Annotated in this window: 19 protein-coding genes; 9 read left to right on the top strand and 10 right to left on the bottom strand. The window is 51.3% G+C overall.

The genetic code is table 11. The annotated features are described in order from the left end of the window. Positions 1–15: 15 nt before the first annotated feature. Positions 16–231: an amphi-Trp domain-containing protein gene (locus KQY15_RS11030; protein WP_217669249.1), complete on the bottom strand. Its 216-nt coding sequence runs from the start codon at positions 229–231 to the stop codon at positions 16–18. 109 nt (positions 232–340) lie between these two features. Between KQY15_RS11030 and KQY15_RS11025 the strand changes: the two genes are divergently transcribed. Then, a complete protein-coding gene (locus KQY15_RS11025) occupies positions 341–799 on the top strand; it encodes a gamma-glutamylcyclotransferase family protein (RefSeq protein ID WP_217669248.1) in 459 nt (152 codons plus the stop codon). On the opposite strand, the gene KQY15_RS11020 is transcribed toward KQY15_RS11025, so the two are convergent. The 4 genes from KQY15_RS11020 to KQY15_RS11005 all read right to left on the bottom strand — a co-directional run bounded on the left by KQY15_RS11020 (position 796) and on the right by KQY15_RS11005 (position 4216). Next, on the bottom strand, positions 796–1887 hold the full coding sequence (locus KQY15_RS11020; protein WP_217669247.1) for a winged helix-turn-helix domain-containing protein: 1092 nt from the start codon (positions 1885–1887) through the stop codon (positions 796–798). The two genes, KQY15_RS11025 and KQY15_RS11020, sit on opposite strands and share 4 nt — an antisense overlap. 56 nt (positions 1888–1943) lie before the next feature. Continuing rightward, positions 1944–2510 (bottom strand): hypothetical protein, encoded by a 567-nt coding sequence (locus tag KQY15_RS11015; RefSeq protein ID WP_217669246.1) that lies wholly within the window; start codon positions 2508–2510, stop codon positions 1944–1946. Positions 2511–2642: 132 nt separating this feature from the next. After that, positions 2643–3239 (bottom strand): DUF6064 family protein, encoded by a 597-nt coding sequence (locus KQY15_RS11010; RefSeq protein WP_217669245.1) that lies wholly within the window; start codon positions 3237–3239, stop codon positions 2643–2645. Positions 3240–3250: 11 nt separating this feature from the next. Beyond that, positions 3251–4216, bottom strand: coding sequence for an aldo/keto reductase (locus tag KQY15_RS11005; protein ID WP_217669244.1), 966 nt, complete (start codon positions 4214–4216; stop codon positions 3251–3253). A 169-nt stretch (positions 4217–4385) separates the two neighbouring features. Here KQY15_RS11005 and KQY15_RS19165 point away from each other — a divergent pair, with 169 nt between their 5' ends. Beyond that, positions 4386–4631, top strand: a complete 246-nt coding sequence (locus KQY15_RS19165; protein WP_217669243.1) for an EF-hand domain-containing protein — start codon at positions 4386–4388, stop codon at positions 4629–4631. 36 nt (positions 4632–4667) lie between these two features. On the opposite strand, the gene KQY15_RS10995 is transcribed toward KQY15_RS19165, so the two are convergent. After that, positions 4668–5447, bottom strand: coding sequence for a MipA/OmpV family protein (locus tag KQY15_RS10995; RefSeq protein ID WP_217669242.1), 780 nt, complete (start codon positions 5445–5447; stop codon positions 4668–4670). 303 nt (positions 5448–5750) lie between these two features. Between KQY15_RS10995 and putA the strand changes: the two genes are divergently transcribed. Next, complete coding sequence (gene putA, locus KQY15_RS10990) at positions 5751–9557, top strand: bifunctional proline dehydrogenase/L-glutamate gamma-semialdehyde dehydrogenase PutA (RefSeq protein WP_217669241.1); 3807 nt, start codon at positions 5751–5753, stop codon at positions 9555–9557. Positions 9558–9753: 196 nt separating this feature from the next. Here putA and KQY15_RS10985 read toward each other — a convergent pair whose 3' ends face one another. Next, on the bottom strand, positions 9754–11826 hold the full coding sequence (locus tag KQY15_RS10985; protein WP_217669240.1) for a spermidine synthase: 2073 nt from the start codon (positions 11824–11826) through the stop codon (positions 9754–9756). Positions 11827–11996: 170 nt separating this feature from the next. Between KQY15_RS10985 and KQY15_RS10980 the strand changes: the two genes are divergently transcribed. The 6 genes from KQY15_RS10980 to KQY15_RS10955 all read left to right on the top strand — a co-directional run bounded on the left by KQY15_RS10980 (position 11997) and on the right by KQY15_RS10955 (position 21327). Next, positions 11997–13424 carry a YfcC family protein gene (locus KQY15_RS10980; RefSeq protein ID WP_217669239.1) on the top strand — a complete coding sequence of 476 codons (1428 nt, stop codon included), beginning with the start codon at positions 11997–11999 and terminating at the stop codon, positions 13422–13424. Between the two features lie 102 nt (positions 13425–13526). Continuing rightward, on the top strand, positions 13527–14150 hold the full coding sequence (locus KQY15_RS10975) for a CAP domain-containing protein (RefSeq protein ID WP_254795643.1): 624 nt from the start codon (positions 13527–13529) through the stop codon (positions 14148–14150). 14 nt (positions 14151–14164) lie between these two features. Further along, positions 14165–15925, top strand: a complete 1761-nt coding sequence (gene aceK, locus KQY15_RS10970) for a bifunctional isocitrate dehydrogenase kinase/phosphatase (protein WP_217669238.1) — start codon at positions 14165–14167, stop codon at positions 15923–15925. Between the two features lie 29 nt (positions 15926–15954). After that, positions 15955–17469 (top strand): NAD(P)H-hydrate dehydratase, encoded by a 1515-nt coding sequence (locus KQY15_RS10965; RefSeq protein WP_217669237.1) that lies wholly within the window; start codon positions 15955–15957, stop codon positions 17467–17469. Between the two features lie 59 nt (positions 17470–17528). Beyond that, positions 17529–20837 (top strand): sensor histidine kinase, encoded by a 3309-nt coding sequence (locus tag KQY15_RS10960; RefSeq protein WP_217669236.1) that lies wholly within the window; start codon positions 17529–17531, stop codon positions 20835–20837. 34 nt (positions 20838–20871) lie between these two features. Further along, complete coding sequence (locus tag KQY15_RS10955) at positions 20872–21327, top strand: YaiI/YqxD family protein (RefSeq protein WP_217669235.1); 456 nt, start codon at positions 20872–20874, stop codon at positions 21325–21327. An 8-nt stretch (positions 21328–21335) separates the two neighbouring features. On the opposite strand, the gene KQY15_RS10950 is transcribed toward KQY15_RS10955, so the two are convergent. The 3 genes from KQY15_RS10950 to KQY15_RS10940 are packed head-to-tail and all read right to left on the bottom strand — an operon-like array spanning position 21336 to position 24033. Next, entirely contained in the window at positions 21336–22238 is a 903-nt protein-coding gene (locus tag KQY15_RS10950) for a pseudouridine synthase (protein WP_217669234.1), read from the bottom strand. Positions 22239–22267: 29 nt separating this feature from the next. Then, complete coding sequence (locus tag KQY15_RS10945) at positions 22268–23035, bottom strand: alpha/beta fold hydrolase (RefSeq protein WP_217669233.1); 768 nt, start codon at positions 23033–23035, stop codon at positions 22268–22270. Next, a complete protein-coding gene (locus tag KQY15_RS10940; RefSeq protein ID WP_254795642.1) occupies positions 23023–24033 on the bottom strand; it encodes a M14 family zinc carboxypeptidase in 1011 nt (336 codons plus the stop codon). The genes KQY15_RS10945 and KQY15_RS10940 overlap by 13 nt, the downstream gene beginning before the upstream one ends. Positions 24034–24178: the final 145 nt, after the last annotated feature.

The raw sequence follows: 24178 nt of genomic DNA, 5'->3' as shown, positions 1-24178 counted from the left end.
ACCTACTACAACTACTCAGTTAGTCCACTTAATCTGAAACTCAATTTCCTCACTATCGCCCTCACGCTCATGTTCAATACTAAACTTGGCGCGCACAGGCACATAGATACGTTCGCCTGCTATCTGGATCTCGAACTTTTCACCCTTTTCAATGGCATCGGCCAAACGCCGCAGCTTTTCGACAAATTCGTTATTGGGATAGGTTTTTTCGATATCTCTTTCAGCTTTCATTGTGGATCCTTATTTTGACTGGTAGCCAGAACTTACCTGACTTGATGCTTTATTGCACTAGAAGTTCGCTGTCATTGTATTTTGCAACGGCTTCTGGCAGGGTTTTAACATGACAAAAGTGATCCGCTCCGTCCTGCTTATTCTGTCAGCACTGCTTATTATGGCGGTCGGTTACCTGTGGCTGACTTTTGTTAGCCCCTTTGGTTACACGCCAACCGTTGAGCTGCCTGAAATAGACGACAATGCCAGCTATTCGGTGTTTGTTTATGGCACGCTAAAACAGCCCTGGGTGCGATACCTGGTTATAGGCCGTGCCGGCAAAGGTGTGCCGGCAACTCTGCCTGGTTACAAAAAACAAGCACTTGATATTAAGCCTGCGCCGGGTGAAGTAACTGAGGGGTTTGTTATTATGGTCAGCGGCACTGAGCTTAGAGCTCTGGATCGCTATGAGCGGTTGGGAGTGCGTTATCAACGGGTAGAATTGCCGCTTGAAAACGGAGAGACTGCCTGGGTGTATCAACTTATGGACCCAGTGGCGCCGGAACTCCCTGACCAACACACCAATTAAAGCGCTGAGCCGCCTGGTAATGGCCGCTGCAGCTGGCAGGTTAAGCCCAGAGTGAGGCCAGCGCTAAATAAGCCCGCTTCCAGCATGGCACTGACCGTGCCTGCGATACTAAAGCCCTGCGCCGGACTAAAACCATCCAGCGCCAGCAAGCCAGCGGCGGCTGTATCCGGAAATTCGGCAGCAAGTTGCGCCAGGCTTCCTGCCAGCAACACACCACCGGCCAGACTGATTAGCAATCCGGCCAGCAGGCCGGGTAACGCGGCTTTAAACACTGCAACATAGTTAAAACGGTGCCTGTTGGCGCTTCGCCGGGTTGTTAACAGTAACCAGTAGCTAACGGCTGTTGCCGCACCAATTGTTAAGCCTTCTGCAGCACCGGTAATATTGGCCGGGCTGCGCCCGACAAACAGCGAAAAAGCCTCCTGCAGCAGTAAACTGACAAAACCACCTACTAATAACCCTGCCAACCCCCCACCCAGCAATAAATAGCTGAGCCTTCGCGCTTGAAATGACCTTGCCGCAGCCAGGCCGAATGACACCGCCGCACCAGAGAGTATTGCAATTATCGTGGTAACCGTAAGAATTACCAGCAACACCGAGAGCGCCTGACTACCCGTCGCCAGTGCCTGCGCAGCGCCAACCAGGCCATACAGTCCACCACCAAGCAGCCCGGCTGCAGCAGCCCCTAATGCCCCCTGCCCGGTTAAATGCCAGAGCAGCTGGCGCCCGCCTGGTTGCTCCGACGCTTGTGTTGCTGTTGTAACCGGACTTGCGCAGGTAACGTCGGCAATAAAGCGATAACCATGTTTCGGTACGGTTTCAATAAAACGGGGTGCCGCCGCGCTGTCATTTAACTGCTTGCGCAGGCTGCGGATACATTGGGTAAGGGCCTCATCGCTTACTACCATGCCCTGCCACACCTCGTTGAAAAACTGATCTTTACTAATCAGCTTACCGGCATCCTGCACCAATAGTAATAACGCATCAAGATAGCGGGCATTCAGCACCAGCTGCTGACTACCACAAAATAACTGGCGCTGTGCCGGATCCAACACAAAATCGGCAAAATAATAACGCTGTGCCGTCATAAGACCAAACTACTCCCGGCTTATGTAGCCCGATGGGCTGCATTACAATGGCTTTATTATGCATCAGAAGACGCGCTTGCGGCGAGTATTGTGCCGGCATTTCGTAGTAACCCGGCCGCCAATAACCATAACAGCGCAAAAGCGGCATTGATAATCGGCGCCGCACCCAGCCCGGCGACCTGAATTACTACCTCTACTGCGATTTGCAAACCGGCAGTAAATAGCAACACATAGCTCATGCCCTTGGCATTAAACCGCACCAATAATGCCCCCAGTGGTACCGATGCCAGAACAATAAGATACAACTGGTTAGCCGGATTATCTTCGCTACCGATTATGCCCACTGCCAGGTTTATCCAGATCAGCAGCAACGAGGTTAATACAGTTACTACCCAACCCGCGCGAGCGGCGCCACTACGGCTAAAGCGACAGCCAAGTTCAATTAATAAGCCGGTGCCGCCAAGCAGAATACCAGCTGCCACAAAATCGAAGCCGGTCCAGTTTACTTCCGCGGTAAATCGCATGGCGATAAGCGGTAGCAGCAACAGGCTGAGTATTAGCCCCCAGCCTGCGATACGCCATGGGTTTTGCCAGAATAGTTTTTTAGGTGCAGATGTTTGCATAGCTTTTTTCCTTTTGATTGCGGAAGCTGCAGCATGACCTGGCCAGACTAAAAATACATGAGCAAAAGATGAGGAAGTGCTGAGATTTAAAATAAAAGCGTTGTATCCGGCATATATGCTGCCTAACCAGAACTAAGAGTTAAGTAACACCCACCAGGTCAGGCCTGAGACCACAAGCCACAGCAGCGGTATAATGATACTTAACCACAACAACCCGCCCCGGAACATAATCAGCAGCAGCCCCAGCGTAGTTAGCGCGGTAGGATCAGCATAAATGCCAAACACCGCTGCCTGATACCAGGAATCGCCGCTTAGCAGGCCAATAAAGGGCCAGCCAACCAGCCCGGTTAAGGCGAGCACCAAACCAATAATGACCGTTGGCCGTTTGTCGGGTGCTGTTTTAGCAAGACCTTTACCGCTTAGCGCGATACATAGCAGCAATACCGCCTCGCCGATAAAAGCATAGCCAATATAACTGCCAGCCCAGTTCAACTCAGCGTAGTGGCGGATGAAAAACGCCACACCGACGACCAGCCACAGCGGCGCCAACAACAGACTGCCGGCCCGGGCCTTGTGTTTTAACGCCAGTAACAGCACGATGACACCCAGCAACAGCGTGGCAAGATGCCAGGGCCAGTAGGTTTCACCTATCCGTTCCAGCAGCCGCAAATAAACATCATGGCTAAACGGAATAAACTGCTGCAGCTGATAGCCAGCACCGCTACTCATAGTTCCTCCGTCTACAATGCTGCAACATAACGCTGCATACGCTGCCGGCCTTCAGCGGTGGGCATTGGTCCATGACCTGCCGCCATATTCTCCTGCATATGAACAACCTGGGTGGTGGCAGGAATGGCGCAGGTAATGGCCGGATGGCTGACAATAAACTTCAGTAAAAAATCGGCCCAATTGCGGCAACCGCATTCAGTCGTAGCCCATTCTGGTAGCGGTTGATTGCGCCGCTGCAGGCCTTTGATCAGACTGCCGCCATCATATGGCCGGTTAGCAATTACCGCGATGCCCTTTTCCTGTGCTAGTGGCAGCAAACGCTGCTCCACCTCACGGTGCGTTATATTGTAAGTCAGCTGGATAAAGTCGATATCATGCGCTGTCATTATCTGTTCCAGCTCCTGATGGCGCCGGCCATGTGAAGTGGTAATGCCGATATGACCGATTTTACCTTCAGCTTTCATTTGCTGCAGTGCGGCAAGATGTTCGCGCCAGTCGGTCAGGTTATGTATCTGCACCAGATTAAACCGGTCAACCTGCCAGCGACTTTTCAGCTCTGCTACCTGCTCTTGCGCTGAGCCACCGGCCGGGCTCCAGACTTTTTCTGCCGAGAACAGGCTGTCAGGCTGGCCCAGCTTCTGCAGGGCATAGCCCATAACGTCCGGTGCCGAGCCATACATGGGCGAGGAGTCGATAAGGCCACCGCCCAGTTCAAAAAAGGCTTTAACTACCTGGGCCCGGGCGTCCAATAGCTTTGGGTCGCTACCGACATTAAAGGTACGCCAGGTGCCCATGCCGATAACAGGCAGTGTTTTGCCGGTGTTATCAAATGGCTTTTGCAAGATCCCGCTATCGTCAGGCTTTGGTAAGTTGGCAAATGCCGGCCAACTGAGCAACGGCACAGATGGCAATAAACCTGCTGTTACTGCTGCTCCAAGCAATTTCAGGCTCTGTCGGCGGTTTAGCCGGTTTGACATAGCAACCCTCCCCTTACTGTTATCCGGGACCAATAGCTCAATTAATCAACAAAGCATAACAGTAGCAGCGCAATGTCGCCAAACCACAAACTGGCAGCTGCCAGCATAGACAGTTTTTTCCGGGCAACGTACACTGGGCCAAAATTGATGACTACATAAGGCAAGCAACGTGAGCAGCGAAACATTAACTGAGCAACAACAGGCCGAAATTAAAAGCGAATTTGAATTTTTTGACCGCGATGGCAATGGCCAGATCGATATTACTGAATTTATTGAACTACTGACGGTGCTGGCGCCAAAAACTAAAGTCAGCCATGTGCAGGAGGGCTTTAAGCTGATTGATAAAAACAATGATGGCTATATCGACTTTACTGAGTTTCTGGATTGGTGGCAGCAGTGCTGGTGGGAGTATTAAGCAGCAGGCCCGCCCGCTGCTTAATACTCAGCAAATTCAGAAAAACTTCGACCAGGACAAAAATGCCGACACCCCACTATCACGGTCAGTTAACGGGCTATTACTGATACTGGTGTCATACCAATGGTGTTCAATGCCCAGCCTGGTCATGCCACCAAAAAACACCGGGGTGCTTAACGATATACCGGCGTTGTAGTTAAATGCCGATTTGGCGCTGTATGGCATCCGGCTGGAGGTAGCCTCATTCAGCCGCACGCCATAATAATAGTCGACCAGTTTGCTGTCGGCATAACTGATACCCACTTTGGGCTCCAGCAACACCGGACCAAACCGCATATTGTAACCGACTGCCAGCTTTGACTCCTGGCCGTTGGAGTTACCTAACAAATCTACTAAGGTTTCTGCCTCTACTACCCAGCTTTGCAGGCGATACTGCACACCGATACCGCCATCCAGAGAGCTTTTACGCTTGGCCATGCCTGCAAACACATTGCTGTCAGACTCATCAAAGCCGGCGAACCTGGGCGCGAGCTTAGCGCTGACACTGAAATTAGCATGCTGCAGCAGTTGATAACTGACAAAAGGGCCGTATACCGACAGCTTCTCGCCACGGTAACCAATTAGCGGCAGTGGAATAGTACGGCGTTTATAACCGCGGTAAATTTCCTGATTGATACCAATACCCACCCCATACAAAAAGCCCTGAGGCGGTTGTTGGCTATTTTGACTCTGGCCTTGCTGCGTATGGCCTGTGCTGCTATTGAACCCGGCGAAAGCCAAAAGCAACGTAATGAAATACCGACGAATTTTATCCATGTGTAAACCTTAGTTTGTGTCTGTTCCTGAACTTGCAGCGTATAACACTGTCAGGCTTAGTACTGTAGTCAAATGTAATCCGATCAGCCGGAAAACCGAATCTGCGCTGGCGGCCTTATCATTTTGACAGAAAAGGCAGCATTTTATGCGGCCAAATTGAGGTTGCGCCCTGTAAACTAGGGAAAAATAGCCAAATTAAGCCAGCACATTCTGCTACATTTTGATTAGTATGCACGCTTGCTTTCGTGCCACCCAACCGGCAGGAACTGTCAGGTTCAGCCGTCATTTTGCTAAGGGTTTATTATGTTATTTACTGGTGATTTAACTACCGACTGTCCTATCAGACAAAAAATCCGTGAGTATTACCGGATTGACGAAAATCAAATCATTAATATGCTGTTGCCTCTGGCAGAAGTGGGCGTGAAAGCACGCAGCCGCGCCTGGGAACGGGCCCGGCAAATTGTTTTAAATATCCGTAAAGATCAGGATGGCCAGGGTGGCGTTGATGCCTTGCTGAACGAATTTTCGTTATCCAGCGAAGAAGGTGTGGTACTGATGTGTCTGGCCGAAGCGCTGCTAAGGGTACCGGATAAAAAAACCCAGGACATGCTAATCCGCGATAAACTTGCTAATGGCGACTGGAGCTCGCATTTGGGCAGCAGCGAATCACTTTTTGTTAATGCCTCATCCTGGGGTTTGTTAGTTACCGGTAAAATGGTCAATTACTCTGATGTCAATAAAGCAGAGCAGTTCGGCATTCTGAAAAAGACCCTGGGCCGGCTGGGTGAGCCGGTTATTCGTAAGTCAGTTAATTTTGCCATGAAAATTATGGGCAAACAGTTTGTAATGGGCACCACAATTGATGATGCAATTGATCGTGCCGCTGACACCGAGAAAAAAGGCTATGTCTACTCCTATGATATGCTGGGTGAAGGCGCCCGCACTATGGCGGATGCCGATCGTTACTATCAGAGCTATTTAACTGCTATTCATGCTATTGGTAAAGCAGCAAAAGGCCGGGGCCCGATCAAAAGCCCGGGTATTTCAGTTAAATTATCTGCTATTCATCCGCGTTATGAGTTCAGCCACCGCGAGCGGGTAATGGCAGAACTAGTCCCCAAATTAAAAGAACTGGTCCTGGTTGCCAAAAAGTATGATATCGGTTTTACCGTTGATGCCGAGGAAGCTGACCGGCTGGATATTTCGCTGGACATAATTGAAGCCATTTTCAGCGATCCGGATTTAGGCGACTGGAATGGTTTTGGTCTGGCCGTACAGGCATACCAGAAACGCGCTATTTTTGTGATTGAATGGCTTACTCAGCTGGCCCGTAAAGTTAACCGCCGGCTGATGGTACGCCTGGTTAAAGGTGCCTACTGGGATACCGAAATTAAAACCACCCAGCAGGATGGCCTGGAACACTTCCCGGTATTTACCCGCAAAGCCTCTACCGACGTATCTTACAAAGCGTGCGCCATTAAATTGCTGGAAGCGCGTGATGTCCTGTACCCACAATTTGCTACCCATAATGCTTATACTGCTGCCACCATTTTAGAAGTGGCCAAAGGTGATAACACCGGCTTCGAATTTCAGCGGCTGCACGGCATGGGCGAATCGCTGTTTGATCAGATTGTCAGCTCAGAAAAAATTCAGTGCCGGGTGTATGCCCCGGTAGGTGAGCATGAAAATCTGCTGGCGTATTTAGTTCGCCGCCTGCTGGAAAATGGTGCTAACTCATCTTTTGTTAATGCGATTGTCGATACCACCAAGCCGGTGGAAACGCTGCTGCCAGACCCGGTAGAAACCCTGCAGGGCCTGCGCAATAAATACAATACTCAGATTAAAATGCCGATCGATTTATACGGTGCAGAACGCGCTAACTCACGCGGCATGGATTTAACCGATATTAATAGTCTGATGCCGTTCAAAGCTAACCTCGACCGCTGGTTTGAAACCCACTTAACGTCTGAAGACAAGCTGCCGGAAGGCGCCGTACCGGTAAGAAACCCGGCCAATCATCAGGAAGTGATTGGCCATGTGACAATGCACGACAGCGAACAAATGCAGCAGCTACTAAGCAACGCCGATAAAGCCTTTGCTGACTGGTCGCAAACACCAATTACCCAACGGGCGAATCTGCTTCGGCGGATAGCTGATATTTTAGAGCGTCATCATGACGAGCTGGTGGCTATTTGTATTAAAGAAGCGGGCAAAGTGCCCCAGGACGGCATTGATGAAGTACGGGAAGCCGTCGATTTCTGCCGCTATTATGCTGCCCGTGCTGAAGAGCTGGCCAAAGACGAACGGTTTGAGCCGCGCGGTGTGATTTTATGTATCAGCCCGTGGAATTTCCCACTGGCTATTTTCTTAGGCCAGGTTGCCGCTGCCATTGTTACCGGCAACACTGTTATCGCTAAACCAGCCGAACAAACCAGCTTAATTGCCCTGCGCGCCATCGAGCTGATGGGGATTGTCGGTTTACCCGAGCATGTGGTGCAGGCAGTTATTGCCCGCGGCAGCGACGTGGGTAAAACCATCGTGCCAGATTCACGCATTCAGGCGGTGATGTTTACCGGTTCAACCGATACCGGCACCCTGATTGCCCAGACCCTGGCAAACCGGAATGATATTCAGGTACCACTGATTGCCGAAACCGGCGGCCAGAACTGTATGATTGTTGACTCAACCGCCCTGCCTGAGCAGGTGGTGGACGATGTGATAAGCTCCGGCTTTCAAAGTGCCGGCCAGCGCTGCTCAGCGCTACGGGTGCTGTTTATTCAGGAAGATGTGGCCGATGGTATTATTGCGATGCTAAAAGGCGCGTTACAGGAATTGCATGTCGGCGATCCGGCATTGCTCAGCACCGATATTGGCCCGGTTATTGATGCCAAGGCACTGAAAAACCTGGAAGATCATGTTGAGTATCTGAAAGACAAAGCCACTTTGCACTATCAGTGCGATATTCCGGACAACAGTAAAAACGGTGCTTATTTCTTTGCACCGCGTTTGTATGAAATTAAAGATTTGTCGGTATTAAAGCGCGAAGTATTCGGGCCGGTTGTACATATTATCCGCTTTAAAGCGAAAAATCTGGACCAGGTAATCGACCAGATTAACGGCACCGGTTATGGTTTAACCATGGGCATTCACTCGCGGATTGAAGAACGTTGCGAGTACCTGGCCAAAATGTCACGCGCCGGCAACGTTTACGTTAACCGCAATATGATTGGCGCCATTGTTGGCGCCCAGCCTTTTGGCGGCCGCGGCCTGTCGGGTACCGGCCCTAAAGCAGGTGGCCCGAACTATTTACTGCGGCTGGTAAAAGAAAAAGCGTCGCCGGAAAACGTGCAGATGACCAACCTGACACCGGATGAGCTGGATTTACACCATACCGCCGATGCGGAAGCTCAGGTACAGCAGCTGATGGAAAACTCAATCCGGGATGAGAAAAAGTGGCGTGCCACCAAGCTGAATGACCGGGTGTCAGTGGTTCGTCAGTTACTGGCTAAAATTGCCACAGTAGATATTATCGATGAGCTGGCAGACGACTTAGGCTCAACCCTGGCCGATGCGAGGGCACAGCTGAACCGGCTGGAAAAACACATGCGTAAAGCCATTGTGTTGCCAGGGCCTACCGGTGAATCGAATACTCTGCACTATGAACCTCGTGGTTGCGTGGTGTGCTATGCCGATAAGAGCACGTCGTTTAACTTCTGGACCTTGTCTATTATTACTGCCCTTGCCGCCGGTAATACCGTTATTACTGTCGCCTCAGAGCTGTTTTATGACGAAGCCCAGGCGTTTCGCGATAAGTTTATTGCCACCGGGGTGGCAGAAGGCGTATTCCAGGTAGCCAAGCCTGATCAGTTGCAAGCCATTCTGGCCCACCCGCATTTAGCCGGTGCTGTAGTCGCAGCGCGCTCGTCGCGCTTAGGTTACTTCAGCCAGCAACTGGCCAAGCGTGAGGGGGCAATCCTGCCGGTAATCAGCGCCGAGTACTACGACACGCTGATTAAACGCTTAATCACCGAGAAAACCATCAGTATTGATACTACGGCCTCTGGCGGTAATACCTCACTGATGACGATGGTGGAAGACGACGAGTCATAAGTAAATCACTCTGACCCTTTTTCTCGGACTCAGGCGCAGAGTGACTGGTGTGCTTACGGAACAGCAGCATGGATGCTGCGCAGGCTGAAGGGGCACAAGGATGTGCTCCTTGAAGCCGGTGAAGTAAGTATCTCCAGTCACTTGGCGCCGTTTGTACGAGACTGACCTCCCGGCAATGTCTTCAATTTACTGAACGTTATTTCAACACTTGCAATAAATTACTGCGCTGATCTGTCCAGCTAACGTCAGGATTAAGCGCTGATGGCCACGGGCTTAGTGCCTGCTGAATAACCGGCTGGCTGATAAAACGCTGGTTAGCGGTAATTAACACCCACTGGGCTGCCGGGTTAATGCCCTGCGCGTCGGTTGCGATAAAATAGGCGTCTAGCCCCAGCTTTGCCGCCTGATTGCGAAGCAAGCTGGTTAAATCCAGATAATTATTGGAAACATGCACCGCCAGCACACTATCGCTTTGCAAATGCTGCCAGTACAGCTGCATGGCTTCAATAGTCAGCAGATGCTGCGGAATACTGTCGCTGCTAAAAGCGTCCAGGACCAGCACATCAAACTGTTGACTGCCTTGTTGCACCAACTCTGCCGCCAGGGTTAACCTGGCATCACCTGGTACAATGTCAACTGTCGCAGCACTGTCAGCCAGATAACTGAAGTACTTCGTCGCCACGTTAATCACAGCCGGGTTCAGTTCATAAAATGTCATGCTATCACCCGGCCTGCCATAGACCGCCAGCGCACCGGCGCCCAGCCCCACCAGGCCGAAATTCCGTTGCTGTAGCTGATTAATGTTACGGGTAGGTGCTGCCGGCAAAAAATGCTGCAGAGCAAGTGCTGCACCAGTGCCCGGCCGGTAGTAGCTTTGGGCAGTACCGGCGAGTGATGGCGCAAGATACTGGGCACCATGGCTGGTGGTGCCGTCTATCAGCTGACGTTGCAGCTGGCTATTACCGGCTTCGTCAATGATAGTAAGATCCCGCACCACCAGGCTGCCATAAAAATTACGTTCGCTATAGACATTATGCTGCCCCAGCTGCCATTCCAGGCCGGTGATACTAAGCCCGAATAACAGGCCGCCAGTTAGCCACAACCCTCGCTGCCACCTTGGCTTAACTGCAGTATCCGGCCACAGCATTAACAGGTAAATCGCCAGTAATACCAGCAAAAATTCCCAGTACTGGCTGAACACCAGCGGTGCCAGCAGGTTAACCGTGGCACTGCCCAGCACGCCGCCGGCCGCCAGCAACAGATAAAAACCGGTTAAATATTGCGGCTCTGGTTTTAAGCGCGCCAGCTCGCCATGACAGAGCATACAGCCGCTGAATAAGATAGTCAGGTACAGCAGCAGCTGGGAAATCAGATCAAACTGACGCCCCAGATAAAACAACAGTAAACCAAATACCATACTCAGACAGAAAACGTACAGCCACAAGCCGCGCTGATACCAGCCAGGCTTGTTAAATACCACAATATAGCTGAGTAAATATAAACTAAGAGGCAGCACCCACAAAAATGGTACCGGCGGCACATTCTGGGTAAGTTGCTGAGTTACCGCCAGCAGCAGCACCACGCCACAGGCCGACAGCGCCAACCAGTGCACAGTAAATTTTTTATCAAGGCGGGCACTAACAGCACGCACCGCCGGAGACAACTGCCCCAGCTCACGCCACATAAGCAGCAGACAACACAAGGCAAACAGCACAAAACCCAGCACCCAGTACTGGCGTTGCTCACTCAGGCTGAATACTGGCTCCAGAATAAAAGGGTACGCCAGTAGGCCGCCAAGCGAACCTAAATTAGATAACGCATACAACCGGTAAGGTGAGCGCAAGGGAAAGCGGCTGGCAAACCAATGCTGTAATAACGGGCCGGTGGCAGACAGCAACAAATAAGGCAGCCCGGCCAGTAAGGCTAACTGCACTAAAATGGCAGCCAGTGGCGTGTCGTCAGGGGCTGAGGCAATTCCAGCATGCCACATTAACGGTAAACTACTAATAGCCAGCACCAATAACGTACTGTGCAGCAGACGCTGGGTTTTCGGCGCCAGATAGCGGCCCAGCAGATGGGCGTAGCCATAGCCTGCCAGCAACAGACTCTGAAAGAACAGCATACAGGCCGCCCATACCGCAGCGCCTCCACCGAAATATGGCAGCAGCTGTTTAGCCAGCATAGGCTGTACCAGAAACAGCAAGGCTGCACTTAATAAAATAGTCAGGGCAAACAGGGCCAAGGCGGGCTCCACAATCAGCAATTGCATATAAAGGCGCCAAGCCTATACAAAGGGCGGCTTACAGGCAAGTGCCCGCCTTACTGGTTGAGTTTGTGGTGCAGCCACAGTTGGGGTAGACTCCATTGCTTTTCATCAGAATAACGCTGCGGAAACCGCACATTTTATAATCAAGGTTTTATTTATGGGACTGTTTAACCATGGGCAAATTTAAAGTACCTCATACCCTTACCCTGCTGTTTTCCATGATGGTGATAGCAATGATCGCCACCTGGATAGTGCCGCAAGGCGCATTTGAAATGCAAACCCTCGAATCTGGCCGCCAGGCTGTTGTACCGGGTACTTTTACCCTGGTTGAAGATAAAAACTATATGACGCCGTGGCAGTTGCTGACCGCCATACCCCGCGCCTTTGCCAGCGCGCAGGACGTGATTTTCTTTGTGATGATTTTAGGTGGCGTTTTATCAATAGCCCGCGCCACCGGTACTGTTGATGCATTGATCGGCCGGATGCTGGAACGTTTCGGTGAAAAACCACAAATTCTGATTTTCATGGTGGTGTTCTGTTTTGCCATGGCCTCCAGCTTTATTGGTACCGCCGGCGAATATATCCCCTTTGTGCTGATATTGGTGGCCTTGTGTAAGGCAATGCGGCTCGACGCCATGACGGCCGTTGGCATGACAGTGGCCGGCTACGGTATCGGTTATGGTATTTCAGCGGTGAACCCGTTTACCCTTGTTATTGCCCAGCAAATTGCGGAATTGCCAATCCTGTCTGGCTGGCCGTTGCGGGCAGCCATTTTCCTGCCGTTTGTGTTAATTGGTTTTCACCATGTCTGGAGCTACTCGAAAAAAGTACTGGCCAACCCGGAAAACTCAATGGTTGCCGATATACCTTGTCCGCTTGGCGACAGTCATGCAACAGACTACCCAAAACTGTCTGTCAGACATCAACTGATCCTGGCCAGCTTTCTGACTACTATTGGTATTGTTGCCTACGGCATCCGGGTCCATGGCTGGTATCTGTACGAACTTGGCGCCTGCTTTATTGCCTGGGGCCTGTTAACCACAGTAATCAGCCGGATTGGTGTTGATGTTGCAGCCAAAAAATTTATTGACGGCGCCATGGAGCTGACCACCACAGCTATCCTAATCGGCGTGGCCCGTGGTATTTCTCTGGTTATGGAAGATGGCCAGATTTTACATTCTTTAGTGCACGGTATGTCGCTGCCGTTATCTTATGTTGGCGCCGAAATTGCGGTAGTCGGTATGCTGATTATTCAAACCTTGCTTAACTTCTTTATTCCGTCAGGCAGTGGCCAGGCTTTTGTCACCATGCCGTTAATGGTGCCACTGGCAGATTTACTGGAAATTCCCCGTCAGGTAGCGGTATTGGCGTACCAGTTTGGTGATGGTTTCTCGAACATGATTATTCCAACCAATGCCATTTTAATGGGTATTATTGGTATTGCCGGGGTGCCTTATGGCCACTGGTTCCGGTTTTGCCTACCCCTGATGGCCAAGTTAATGCTGGCAGCGTCGCTGGTATTGGTGCTGGCCGTGGTATTTGGCTACGGTGATGATGTACAACCGCAATTAAACCAGGTAAGCAGCGTTAACAGTAATTAAATGCAAGGACAAAGCAGGTGCGCCCCGGCACCTGCTTATGCATTGACAAGGATACGCGCGGGGTTTAACGTAACGTTAACCTAAAGCGGCGGACTTTTTATATTGCTGATTTTTATCATATTATTCGTGTTCTTTTCAGCATCAGCTCTTGCAGCCCCCACGCCGGCTGACACTGAACCACCACAGCTTAACGCTGATTACAACACTCAGAATATAGCGAATCATAACACCATTGCAGATTGCGGCCTGAATGAAAGCGCCCAGCAACTGGCACTATTGATTATTCAGGATCCGCAGCAGCAACGTACCACATTAAGCTGCCATCCCCTGCTGGCCCAGGCGGCAGCAGACAAGGCCAAAGTGATGGCGCAAAAAGGCATGGTAAATCACTATGTTGGCGGCCTGGGTGCAAACCAGCGCTTGCGGATGCTTGGCTATAACCTGCCGCCGTTCTACAGCGGAGCCATTGGCAATCAGGTGGAGGCTGTTGCCGGCGGCTACAGTACGGCAGCAGAGGTATGGGAGGCGTTTAAAGCGTCAACAGCTCACCGTAGCCACTTACTTGGTGAACTGCCATTCTACCGGCAACAACTGCATATCGGGGTTGGTTTTCACTATAAATGGTCAAGCCCGCATATCGAATACTGGACGGTATATATTGCCAGAGAAGCGGTGGCTGAGGATGCCAACGTAACATGCTATGATATTGGCTGCATACCACATTAATAAGAACAAAAACGATGGCCAGAGCCCGACAAATCGCTGAATTAATCCTGCAGGGCTTCCGGAAGCATTTCAAACTGTTTCAGAATGTCACGGCGAAAGCCAAACAACGGTTTGAGCTGGCCGATTGGCGCGCTTATCAGCAGGACAGCTCTGAGCGGATTTCGTTTTACGATCAGCGGGTGGCAGAAACCGTTGCCGAACTGAAACAGGCGATGCCATCAGATTGTTTAAACGAGCCATTGTGGCAACAGGTAAAACAACAGTATTTAGAGTATTTATTGTTTCACCCGCAAGCTGAACTGGCAGAAACCTTTTATAACTCGGTGTTTTGCCGGTTGTTTTCCCGCAAGTATTACCACAACCAGAATATTTTTGTTGAATCAACGTTAAACCTGCAGCACCTGCCGGCACCGATTTCATCGGTGTACCAAAGTTATTTCCCGGCCCAGGATGGGCTGAAACAAAGTATCCGCAACATTGTCGCTGACTTTGCCTTTGCCACCCCTTTTATTAACCTTGAGCGGGACATCCGCCTTATTGTAAAAAGTTTTGTCAGCCAGTCTGAGCATGGCCGTTATCCTGTCCATCAAATCCGGTTTGATATGCTTAAATCCGTTTTCTTTCGCAATAAAGCGGCCTATATCGTTGGCAGGGTGGTAACACCCGATGGCCAGCAACCCTTTATTATTCCGCTGCTGCACCAGCAGGGTGCCGGCTTATATCTGGATACGCTGCTGACCGAACCGCAGCATATGAGTATTATTTTTGGCTTTTCCCGGGCTTATTTTATGGTGCAGTGTCCGGTGCCATCAGCATTAGTGCATTTTTTACGGGAACTGTTGCCCCATAAAACCCTGGCTGAGTTGTATGCCAGTATTGGCTTGCATAAACAGGGTAAAACCGAGTTTTACCGTGAGCTGCTCAGCCACTTAACCAGAACTAATGATCAATTCGTCGCCGCCCCCGGTATTCGTGGCATGGTGATGATGGTGTTTACCTTGCCATCATTCCCCTATGTGTTTAAGGTTATTCGCGACAAGTTTGCGCCTAGCAAAGAATTTGACCGCGCTACGGTCAAAGCACGTTATTTGCTGGTTAAAAAACATGATCGGGTTGGCAGAATGGCCGATACCCTTGAATATTCTGATGTTGCGTTACCAAAAAACCGCTTTACCGCTGAACTGTTGCAGGAACTGAGCGAAACGATTGGCCAGTCTATGCAAATTGAAGACGACCTGATTGTTATCAAGCATTTATATATTGAACGACGAATGGTGCCGCTGAATATTTATCTGGAGCAGGCTGATGAGCCGGAGAAAGCTTTTATCATGAATGATTACGGCAAAGCGATTAAAGAAATGATTGCTGCTAATATTTTTCCGGGAGATATGCTGTTAAAAAACTTCGGGGTAACCCGGCATAAACGGGTTGTTTTTTACGACTACGACGAAGTGCAGTATCTGCTGGATGTAAATTTCCGGGCCTTTACCAAAACAGATAATTTTGAAGATGCCATCAACGCAGAGGCAAACTGTTGTGCCGCGCCCGGCGATGTTTTTCCTGAGCAAATTGCCACTTTTGTTACGCCGCAACCGCATCTTCGCCACTTGCTGTTCAGCAAACACCCTGAACTACTCGATGCAGCCTATTGGCGAGCCAAGCAACAGGCAATCCGTGCTGGGAAAGTTGAAGATATTTTCCCCTACCCCGACAACCTGCGCTTTTGTCTGCGCTATGCTAATTATGACACTGTCCCTGAGGCGGATAATGATTAACCTGACTTAGCCACAATACTGAGTAGCCAATGCCAGCCAATACCACAACAGCCGAAATATATCCTGTCGACCCCAGCCAAAAGCAGCCATTGTTCCGGGCTGACAGTATTCGCCAACTGGAGCAGCGGGCAATAACCCAACTTGGCAGCGACGGTGGCTTTATTTTAATGCAGCGGGCCGCTGCAGCATTGCTGGAACTAATGCAACAGCGCTGGCCGGCGCCGCGAAATATTCTGGTGTATGCCGGCGCTGGCAATAATGGCGGCGATGGCTATCTGCTGGCCGCACTGGCCCGGGCCAAAGGTTATGACGTGCGACTTTGCCAGCATGGCGATCATAGTAAGCTCAGTAACACGGCGCAGCAGGCAGCTAAAGCGGCGGAAACCGCTGGTGTTTCGCTGGTGACGCAGTTCGCAGAAGCAGAACTTCTGGTTGACGCGCTGTTTGGCATTGGCCTGAACCGGCCGCTGGATACAGCAACTTATCAGCTGATCCGGTCGATAAATGACAGTAAGCTGCCGGTACTGGCGGTCGATATTCCAAGCGGCATCAACGCAGATAGCGGCGAGGCGATGCCCACAGCGGTAAAAGCGACGGCCACTGTCAGTTTTATTGGCCTTAAAGCAGGTTTACTAATGCAGGATGGCCTGGATCATTGCGGTCAGTTATGGCTAAGCCTGCTGCAATTGGCCAGCGAGCTGAATGAAGTTAACCCGGCCTGTCGCAGCATCAGCAGCTCAGAACTAAACACATTACTGCCCTCACGGCGTGCTAACAGTCATAAAGGCCATTTTGGCCACGTACTAGTGATTGGCGGCGACCATGGCTTTGGCGGAGCAGCCATTATGACCGCCCAGACTGCAGTAAACTGTGGCGCAGGTAAAGTAAGTTTGTACAGCCGACCTGAGCACATCAGTGCAATGTTGAGCCGTCAGCCGGAAGTCATGAGCCGCAGCCACGATTGCGCTCAGTTACTTGAGGCCGCATCGGTGATAGCCATTGGCCCTGGGCTTGGTACGAAAAGCTGGGGCCAGGCTCTGATGGCTCAGGCGCTGGCAACCGACAAGCCATTGTTAATGGATGCCGATGCCCTGAACTTTCTGGCCAGCCTGCCAGCAGCACAACAGCAGAGCTTAAAACGGCAAAACTGGGTGCTGACGCCCCACCCGGGTGAAGCGGCGCGTTTACTTAACTGCAGCAGCAAAGCTATCCAGCGGGACCGGTTGGCCGCCGTCAGCCAGTTACAGCAGCGGTTTGGTGGTGTTGTGCTACTTAAAGGGGCTGGCACCCTGATATGTGATCAGCACGGTAACACAACCTTACTGGCAGCGGCGCATCCGGCGCTGGCCAGCGGTGGTATGGGAGATGTACTCAGTGGTGTCATTGCAGCATTACTGGCCCAGGGTTTGAGTGGCCGGGAAGCCTGTCAACTCGCCGCCTGGTTACATCTGCATGCTGCAGCCCATCTTGCCCGGCAACAACCGCGGCCGTGGCTGGTGGCAACTGATTTGATAAACCAATTAAAACTACAGTTAATTAATTGATTTTTAATAAAAACAGACGTAAATTTAACCTACTTCGTGATTACCGTGAGCAGTACGCCTTGGCGCATCGTTTTCTGACAAAGTATGTTCTGATGCTGGTATCCAGTGCAACAGTCTTGCTACTGACCGCAACCCCTGGCTTCGCAGATGCGGCTTCCGACATCGCCGCACCTTATTTCCCACCAGCAAGTGAGTTTTTTGTCAGCGTAGCTGACCGCCAGCATATTCCCGACAACATCGTCACCAAACTGGCACAGGACAGGTATGGCCGTTTATGGATTGGCAGCGCGGGCGGATTAATCCGCTATGACGGTTATCGATACCGGCGATATTTGCAAGCCGGGGCTCAGCAACCAGGCAGCAACCAGACAACCGGTTCGATAGCAGGCAATTTTGTCCGGGATTTATTTCAGGCAACTGACGGTACCTTATGGCTGGCAACTGCCCCTGGCGGAATTCAGCGCTATGAAAGCGCCAGCGACAGCTTTTATCAGCCGAAAATAACGGCCCCCGGTATCTCAAACGACTTTGGCTATCAGGTGCAGGCGATTGCAGAAGACAGTAATGGCAATATCTGGCTGGCGGGTAATCAGGGGTTAGCGTTGCTGGGTCGGGATGGTCAGGTTTTGCAATTTGTACCGCCCCAGGCAGAACTTTTGGATGTCAGAGCCCTGCTCTCTGATCAACAGGGCAACTTGTGGATTGGCAGCCGCAGTGGCTTATTTCTGCTTACCCCCGGCAGTGCCAGCGTGCAGCAAATCAAAGCCCCGGCTGCAGAGCTTGGTCAGGTGCTGACCCTGGCCAGGGTAGCCAACCAGATCTGGCTGGGAACCGATAGAGCCGGCGCCTTTGTGATAAATCCAAACCGAAGCCTGACGGCATTATCACAGAATTTAACCAGCAGCCAGGTAGCGGGCCCGGTCTATGATATTTTACAAATTAGCGATGATGAAGTATGGCTGGCAGGTTTTGCCGGTATCAGCAGGCTGGCGGTTGATGACAGACGCGTGCTTGGTCGTTATCAGCACGATATGTCCAATCCGTTCAGTCTTGCTCATCAGGATGTTCGCACCCTGTTAAAAGACCATGCCGGTAAAATATGGTTAGGCGGCTATGGCGGCGGTTTACAACGATTCGATGGTCAGGATGGCGTCAGCACCCTGCGACCCAGTCTGGCAGATAATCACAGTATCAGCAGCGGTAATATAAGCAGTATTCTTGAATTAGCCAATGGCCAACTCTGGCTCGGCAATCGTGGCAACGGCATAGAAGTCATTGATCCGGTCGACGGTATTGTTGCCCGTCATCAGCCAGCACAGGATGTTCCGGGCAGGTTACAACATGGTTGGATCACGGCCATGGCCGAGCAGGCGGATGGCACTATCTGGGTAGGAGTTAATCCGGGCCAGGTGTACCGGTTTCAACCGCAAAATGGTGAGTTTAGTTTGCTGGGGCCTGAGCATGGGATCTGGCGCACCAATGTCCGGACCTTATTTACTGACAGCCAGCAACGGTTATGGCTGGGCAGTAGTACCGGTGTCGCCCTGTGGCTGCCAGAGCAGCAGCGCTTTGTCAGGATCAGACAGGATAACGGTGAACCGTTGCAGGATTACATTAACGCGATAGTGGAGGACCAGCAGGGCAATATCTGGCTTGGAACCGGGGCCAGTGGCCTCTACCTCATTCCCCCTGCTGCCGGGGCTACCCCGACCGGTAACGCCATACAGACAGAACAGATAACCAGCATTCTGGGGTTGTTACACGACAGCCAGAACCGCTTATGGCTTGATACCCCCTCCGGCTTATATCAGTTTAATTATCAGCAATATCTGCAACCAGGCCCTGCTGACCAAGACGCTGCATTTCGTAAAGTAACCTTTGCAAATTACATTTTAAATGAGGATTTTGGTGCCAATTTGCTGGAAGATCATCAGGGCAATATCTGGACTGCTAAATTTCACTATAATCCGGTCAGTGGCCTGCTTTACCCGCTAACCCCGGCAGATGGCATTGATATAGGTTCTCCCTGGTACCGGGCTTACCACAAAACCCGCGACGGTTTGTTGTTATTTGGTGGCAGCAGTGGACTGCTGGTGATTAATCCTGAACAATTCGAAACATGGCAGTATCAGCCGCCGGTTTTGCTGTCTGAGCTGAAAGTAAAAGGCCGCAGCCGGCAAATAGCACCTGATCAGCAGGCATTAACCTTACAGGCAGACGAACGCAGCTTTAATGTTGAATTCAGTGCCATGGATTTGTCGGCACCACAGCAAATACAATATCGCTATCAGCTCGAAGGGTTTGACGAAGAATGGCAGTACTCTGATGCCGGCCAGCGAATTGCCAGTTATACCAACTTATGGCCGGGTCAATACAGTCTGCGCATTCAGGCCACCAATCGTACCGGCCAGTGGAGCGAACACCAGACCAGGCTGCAATTAACAGTACTGCCGGCATTCTGGCAGCAATGGTGGTTTGCCCTGCTGTTAATGCTGAGTCTGATCCTGGCGATTTATTTACTGGTAAAAGTACGAACCCGGGTAGCACAACTACAGGCACGGGAATTGGCTCGTCAGGTTGAAGAGCGCAGCCAGCAACTGAAACTGGCGCAGCAAAGCTTACTGGAAAATGAAAAAATGGCAGCACTCGGCCAGACTGTGGCCGGGGTAGCGCATGAAATCAATACACCAGTGGGTGTCAGCATTACCGCCAGCAGCGCCCTTGCCGGTAAGCTGGCAGAATTAAAACAACACTTTGACGAGAAAACACTCAGCAGCAAAGCATTTAGTCAGTTTGTCAGCGACAGCGAACAACATTTGCAGCTGATTAACTACAACCTGCAACGGGCTGCCGATCTGGTCACTCAGTTTAAGCAACTGGCAGTAAATGAAACGGTGACAGATACGGTTAAAGTAAAACTTAAACCCTGGTTACAACATCTGGTTACGCGGCTTAATCCGACAAGCGCCGCTATTGGCATAGTACTACAATGTCCTGATCACCTGACGCTGAAATTGCGGGCAAGCGCTCTGGCAACGGTATTAACCCATTTACTGGAAAATGCGCTGTTACATGCTTTTGAACCGGATGCCAGCGGCGAGATCAGACTGGAGGTGCAGACCAAAGACCAGCAGTTGTTACTTAAGGTTTGTGATAATGGCAAAGGCATTGATGAAAGCATTCAGGATATTGTATTTAATCCATTTGTTACCACCCGCCGGGCAAGTCACAGTAAGGGTCTGGGCTTGCACCTGTGCTACAATCTGGTCACTCAGGTGCTGCAAGGCAGTATCGAAATGGAGACTGTTATCGGCAAAGGCACAGAGTTCAGGTTGATTCTGCCGCTGATAGCGGATAAAAACCCCTAATGCCGCACATTCTGAATGTTTAAGTGAGCTTGCAATGAAAATATGGGTTGATGCCGATGCCTGTCCGGTAGTGATTAAAGAAATTCTATTCCGGGCTGCCGTAAAGCGGCAAATCAACACGGTACTGGTTGCCAATCAAATGATCCGGGTGCCACCTTCGCCTTTTCTCAGCAGCCTGCAGGTGGCGCATGGCTTCGATGAAGCTGATAATGAAATAGTCCGGCGCTGCCAGCCAGGCGATTTGGTTGTTACTGCCGACATTCCGCTGGCTGCTGATGTCTTAGCAAAAGGTGGCCATGCCCTTAACCCGCGGGGCGAGCTGTACAGCACCGACACCATTAAACAAAAACTGACCATGCGTGATTTTATGGATACCTTGCGCGGCAGCGGCGTACATACCGGCGGGCCACCACCACTTAGCCAGAGCGACCGCCAGGCTTTTGCTAATCAACTGGATAAACTACTGCAACAGCACCAGCAAGCTGGTTAACGCCAGAGCTAGGCAGGCCAGGCAGTTAGTAACTGCTTACTATTAAACCGGGTTAATTGCTGATTGATCGGATCGGTAAAACTTAGCTGTTTTGCCAACAGCTGCAGTGGCGTCGCAAACTGAGGCGGCTGCTTTGGCAGCAACTGCGGGTAGTAATTGTCATATAAAATAGGCATGCCCAAACTCAGCATATGTAAACGTAACTGATGTGTTTTACCACTATGCGGCGTTAATTCAAACATACCCAGCCCGCCGGCTTTAGCCACCAGGGTAATATCAGATACCGCATTAACCTCGCCCGCTACAATGGCATTGATAAAGCGCGGCTGACTTTTTTCAATCCGGTTTGCAATATGCCAGTGCTGCGGCAACGCCGCTTTTTGCGCATCAGCTGTTAATCTTGCCACGGCCTGATACTGCTTCTGAATAGCCCCCTGACTAAACAACTGATAGTACGCCGGCCGGCTATCCGGGTTTACTGAAAACAACACCAATCCGGCGGTATCCCTGTCCAGCCGGTGCACCGGCACCATATCAGTAATACCGGTTTCGCGCTGTAAGCGGGCCAGCAGGCACTCGTTAACGTAGTCGCCACCCGGGGTTACCGGTAAAAAGTGCGGTTTGTCGGCAACAATAATATGTTCGTTCTGAAAGATAATATGATGGACCAGCGGAATCACCGGCTCTGCAGCAACTTCGCGGTAATAGCATAGTCTTTTACTTGGCGAGAAAGGGGTGGCCGGCGTTACCGTATCGCCATTAAACCAGTGCACTTTGCCTGATGCCATCCGCTCGCGCCATACCGCTTCACTGATAAACGGAAACTGGCTGCACAAAAACTGCAGCACGCTATCCCAGCCCCCATTAATCGCTGGCAAAGTAATTTCAGAGGCCTGACGGGCTATCGACATAACGTGTTCCGGCAAAAATAAGCGCTAGATTAACACAGCTGCCGGATAAATTGGGCTATTTGCCTGGCCAGCCAGAGCGGATCATCCAGCGCAATATCATGACCGGCCCAGCTATGCTGCTGATGAGCGGCTTGAAGATAATCTGCCAGCGCCACTGAGCATTGCGGGTTAACCAGTTTATCGGCCTGACTACTGATAATCAGCGCCGGACAGGCTGGCTTAGCCTTCAGGCTGAACCGGCTGGCAGCCAGTAACTGACGCAGCGCGTTGCCAGCTGACACTGGTCGTTGCTGCTGCCAGGCCTGCCACTGGCTGACGATCTGCAGGTCCTGATACGCACGGGCGGTGGTCAGCGCTAAAATACGCTGCTCGCGCTTATTGGCTGATAGCAAAAACAAGCCGGCCAGCGCCGGGTAATTCTGCCAGCGCAACCGCTGATAAAACGGCGCCAGCGGCCTGGCACTGCTGTTAATCAGGGTGATTGAGGCCACTTCTGCCGGAAAAGCCAGCGCCCAGTCTGCCGCCAGCATGCCACCTAATGACAACGCCACCAGATGCACTTTACCGGTAAACGTAGAGTGGTTCTGCAACTGGCTGCGAACTGACTGCCGCAATTCCGTAACAGTCGTCGGCGAACGTAGCTGGTACAGCTCGCCGCTGCCGGCAAAGTCAAAACCCAGCACCGGGTTAGCCAGCTTGTCAGCCAGCATTGAGCTGAACCGGCCCCAATGGCGCTGCTCGCGGGTTAAACCACGCAGCAGCAATACCGGCGTGTTATCGTTGGTTACGGATACCATAGCCTCACCGCTGCACTATCCAGTTGCTGTCGATTGGTTAACGGTAACCAGTTCTGATAAGACAAGGAAGCATTAATCAGAAAGTTAATCAGGATCAGATGACTGCGCAGCACCCGTTTTACCCGATGCGGTTTCACCGGATGAAACATGCCAAGACTGGAGAGCAACTGAAACGGATTTTTCCGCACCCAGTTCCATGAGCCCATTTCAAGAGTTAGTGGCAACATCGTTGTGTGTTGCGCCAGCGCCTGATCGTACAGATAATCCCATAAATCGCCATGACATAAATAATGCTGTGATTGCGGTTCAAAAATATAGTTCTGATGCGGATAAGTCTGAAAAAACAGCTGCCGTAAACGGTACATCTCAGCCAGATGCGATATGGGCTGGCGGGCACTTTTTGCATAGGGAAACCAGATCCGGTCGGTGCGGCCAAAGCCGGAATGACAATCCAGTACCAATGAAAACGGCCGGGCAAACAACTGGCGGGTGATAAAATTTGCCAGCGCCTGGCTTTCCGTTTCCATTTTATCCAGCCTGCCGCGGTGCCAGGGTATGGCCCGGCTGAAGCGCTGGCCGCCGACCAGCCAGGCCGCACCCTCCTGGCACTCTACCGGCGCATTGCGCATTAAATCAACGCAGTTACCGTTTGCCCGCCAGCCGTTTGCCATGCCAGCAGGGTTAAGCAGCGGCACAAAATAAATACAGCAGTGTTCAAGAGTATGTTGTAAACATTTGTCCCATGGAAGGCGCTGCAACAGGGTTTGCAGGTAGGCCAGCACTACCTGGGTGCCTATCCGCTCCAACCCGTGGACACCACCAACCAGCACTACCGCCGGTAGCGACGGTTCAGGGTTACCCAATGCCAGCGCATATACCGGCAGTTGCTCCGTCATATGCGGCACTGTTGCCAGTATTTCACAGCGCAGCGCCTGTGGCGCACTGGCAATTAATTGCTGCAGCTGTTCAAGCTCCGGCAGCATATCCTGCAGTTGCAACTAAACCTCTTATAAACAACAATATTAGCGATAACACAGCATATCTGATGTCTGGCGGCTGAACATGGCAGTTTTATGAAGATTTTCTCTGGTTTTACCCCGGATTTTCATCCGCTTATCCACAGCGCGCAGCAAAATCAGCCGT

The sequence above is a fragment of the Arsukibacterium indicum genome, assembly GCF_019100565.1.
In the GTDB taxonomy this organism is placed as follows: Bacteria; Pseudomonadota; Gammaproteobacteria; order Enterobacterales; family Alteromonadaceae; genus Alishewanella; species Alishewanella indicum.
The sequence above is the reverse complement of the archived record's forward strand: the minus strand, read 5'-3'. Positions and strand labels throughout refer to the sequence as shown.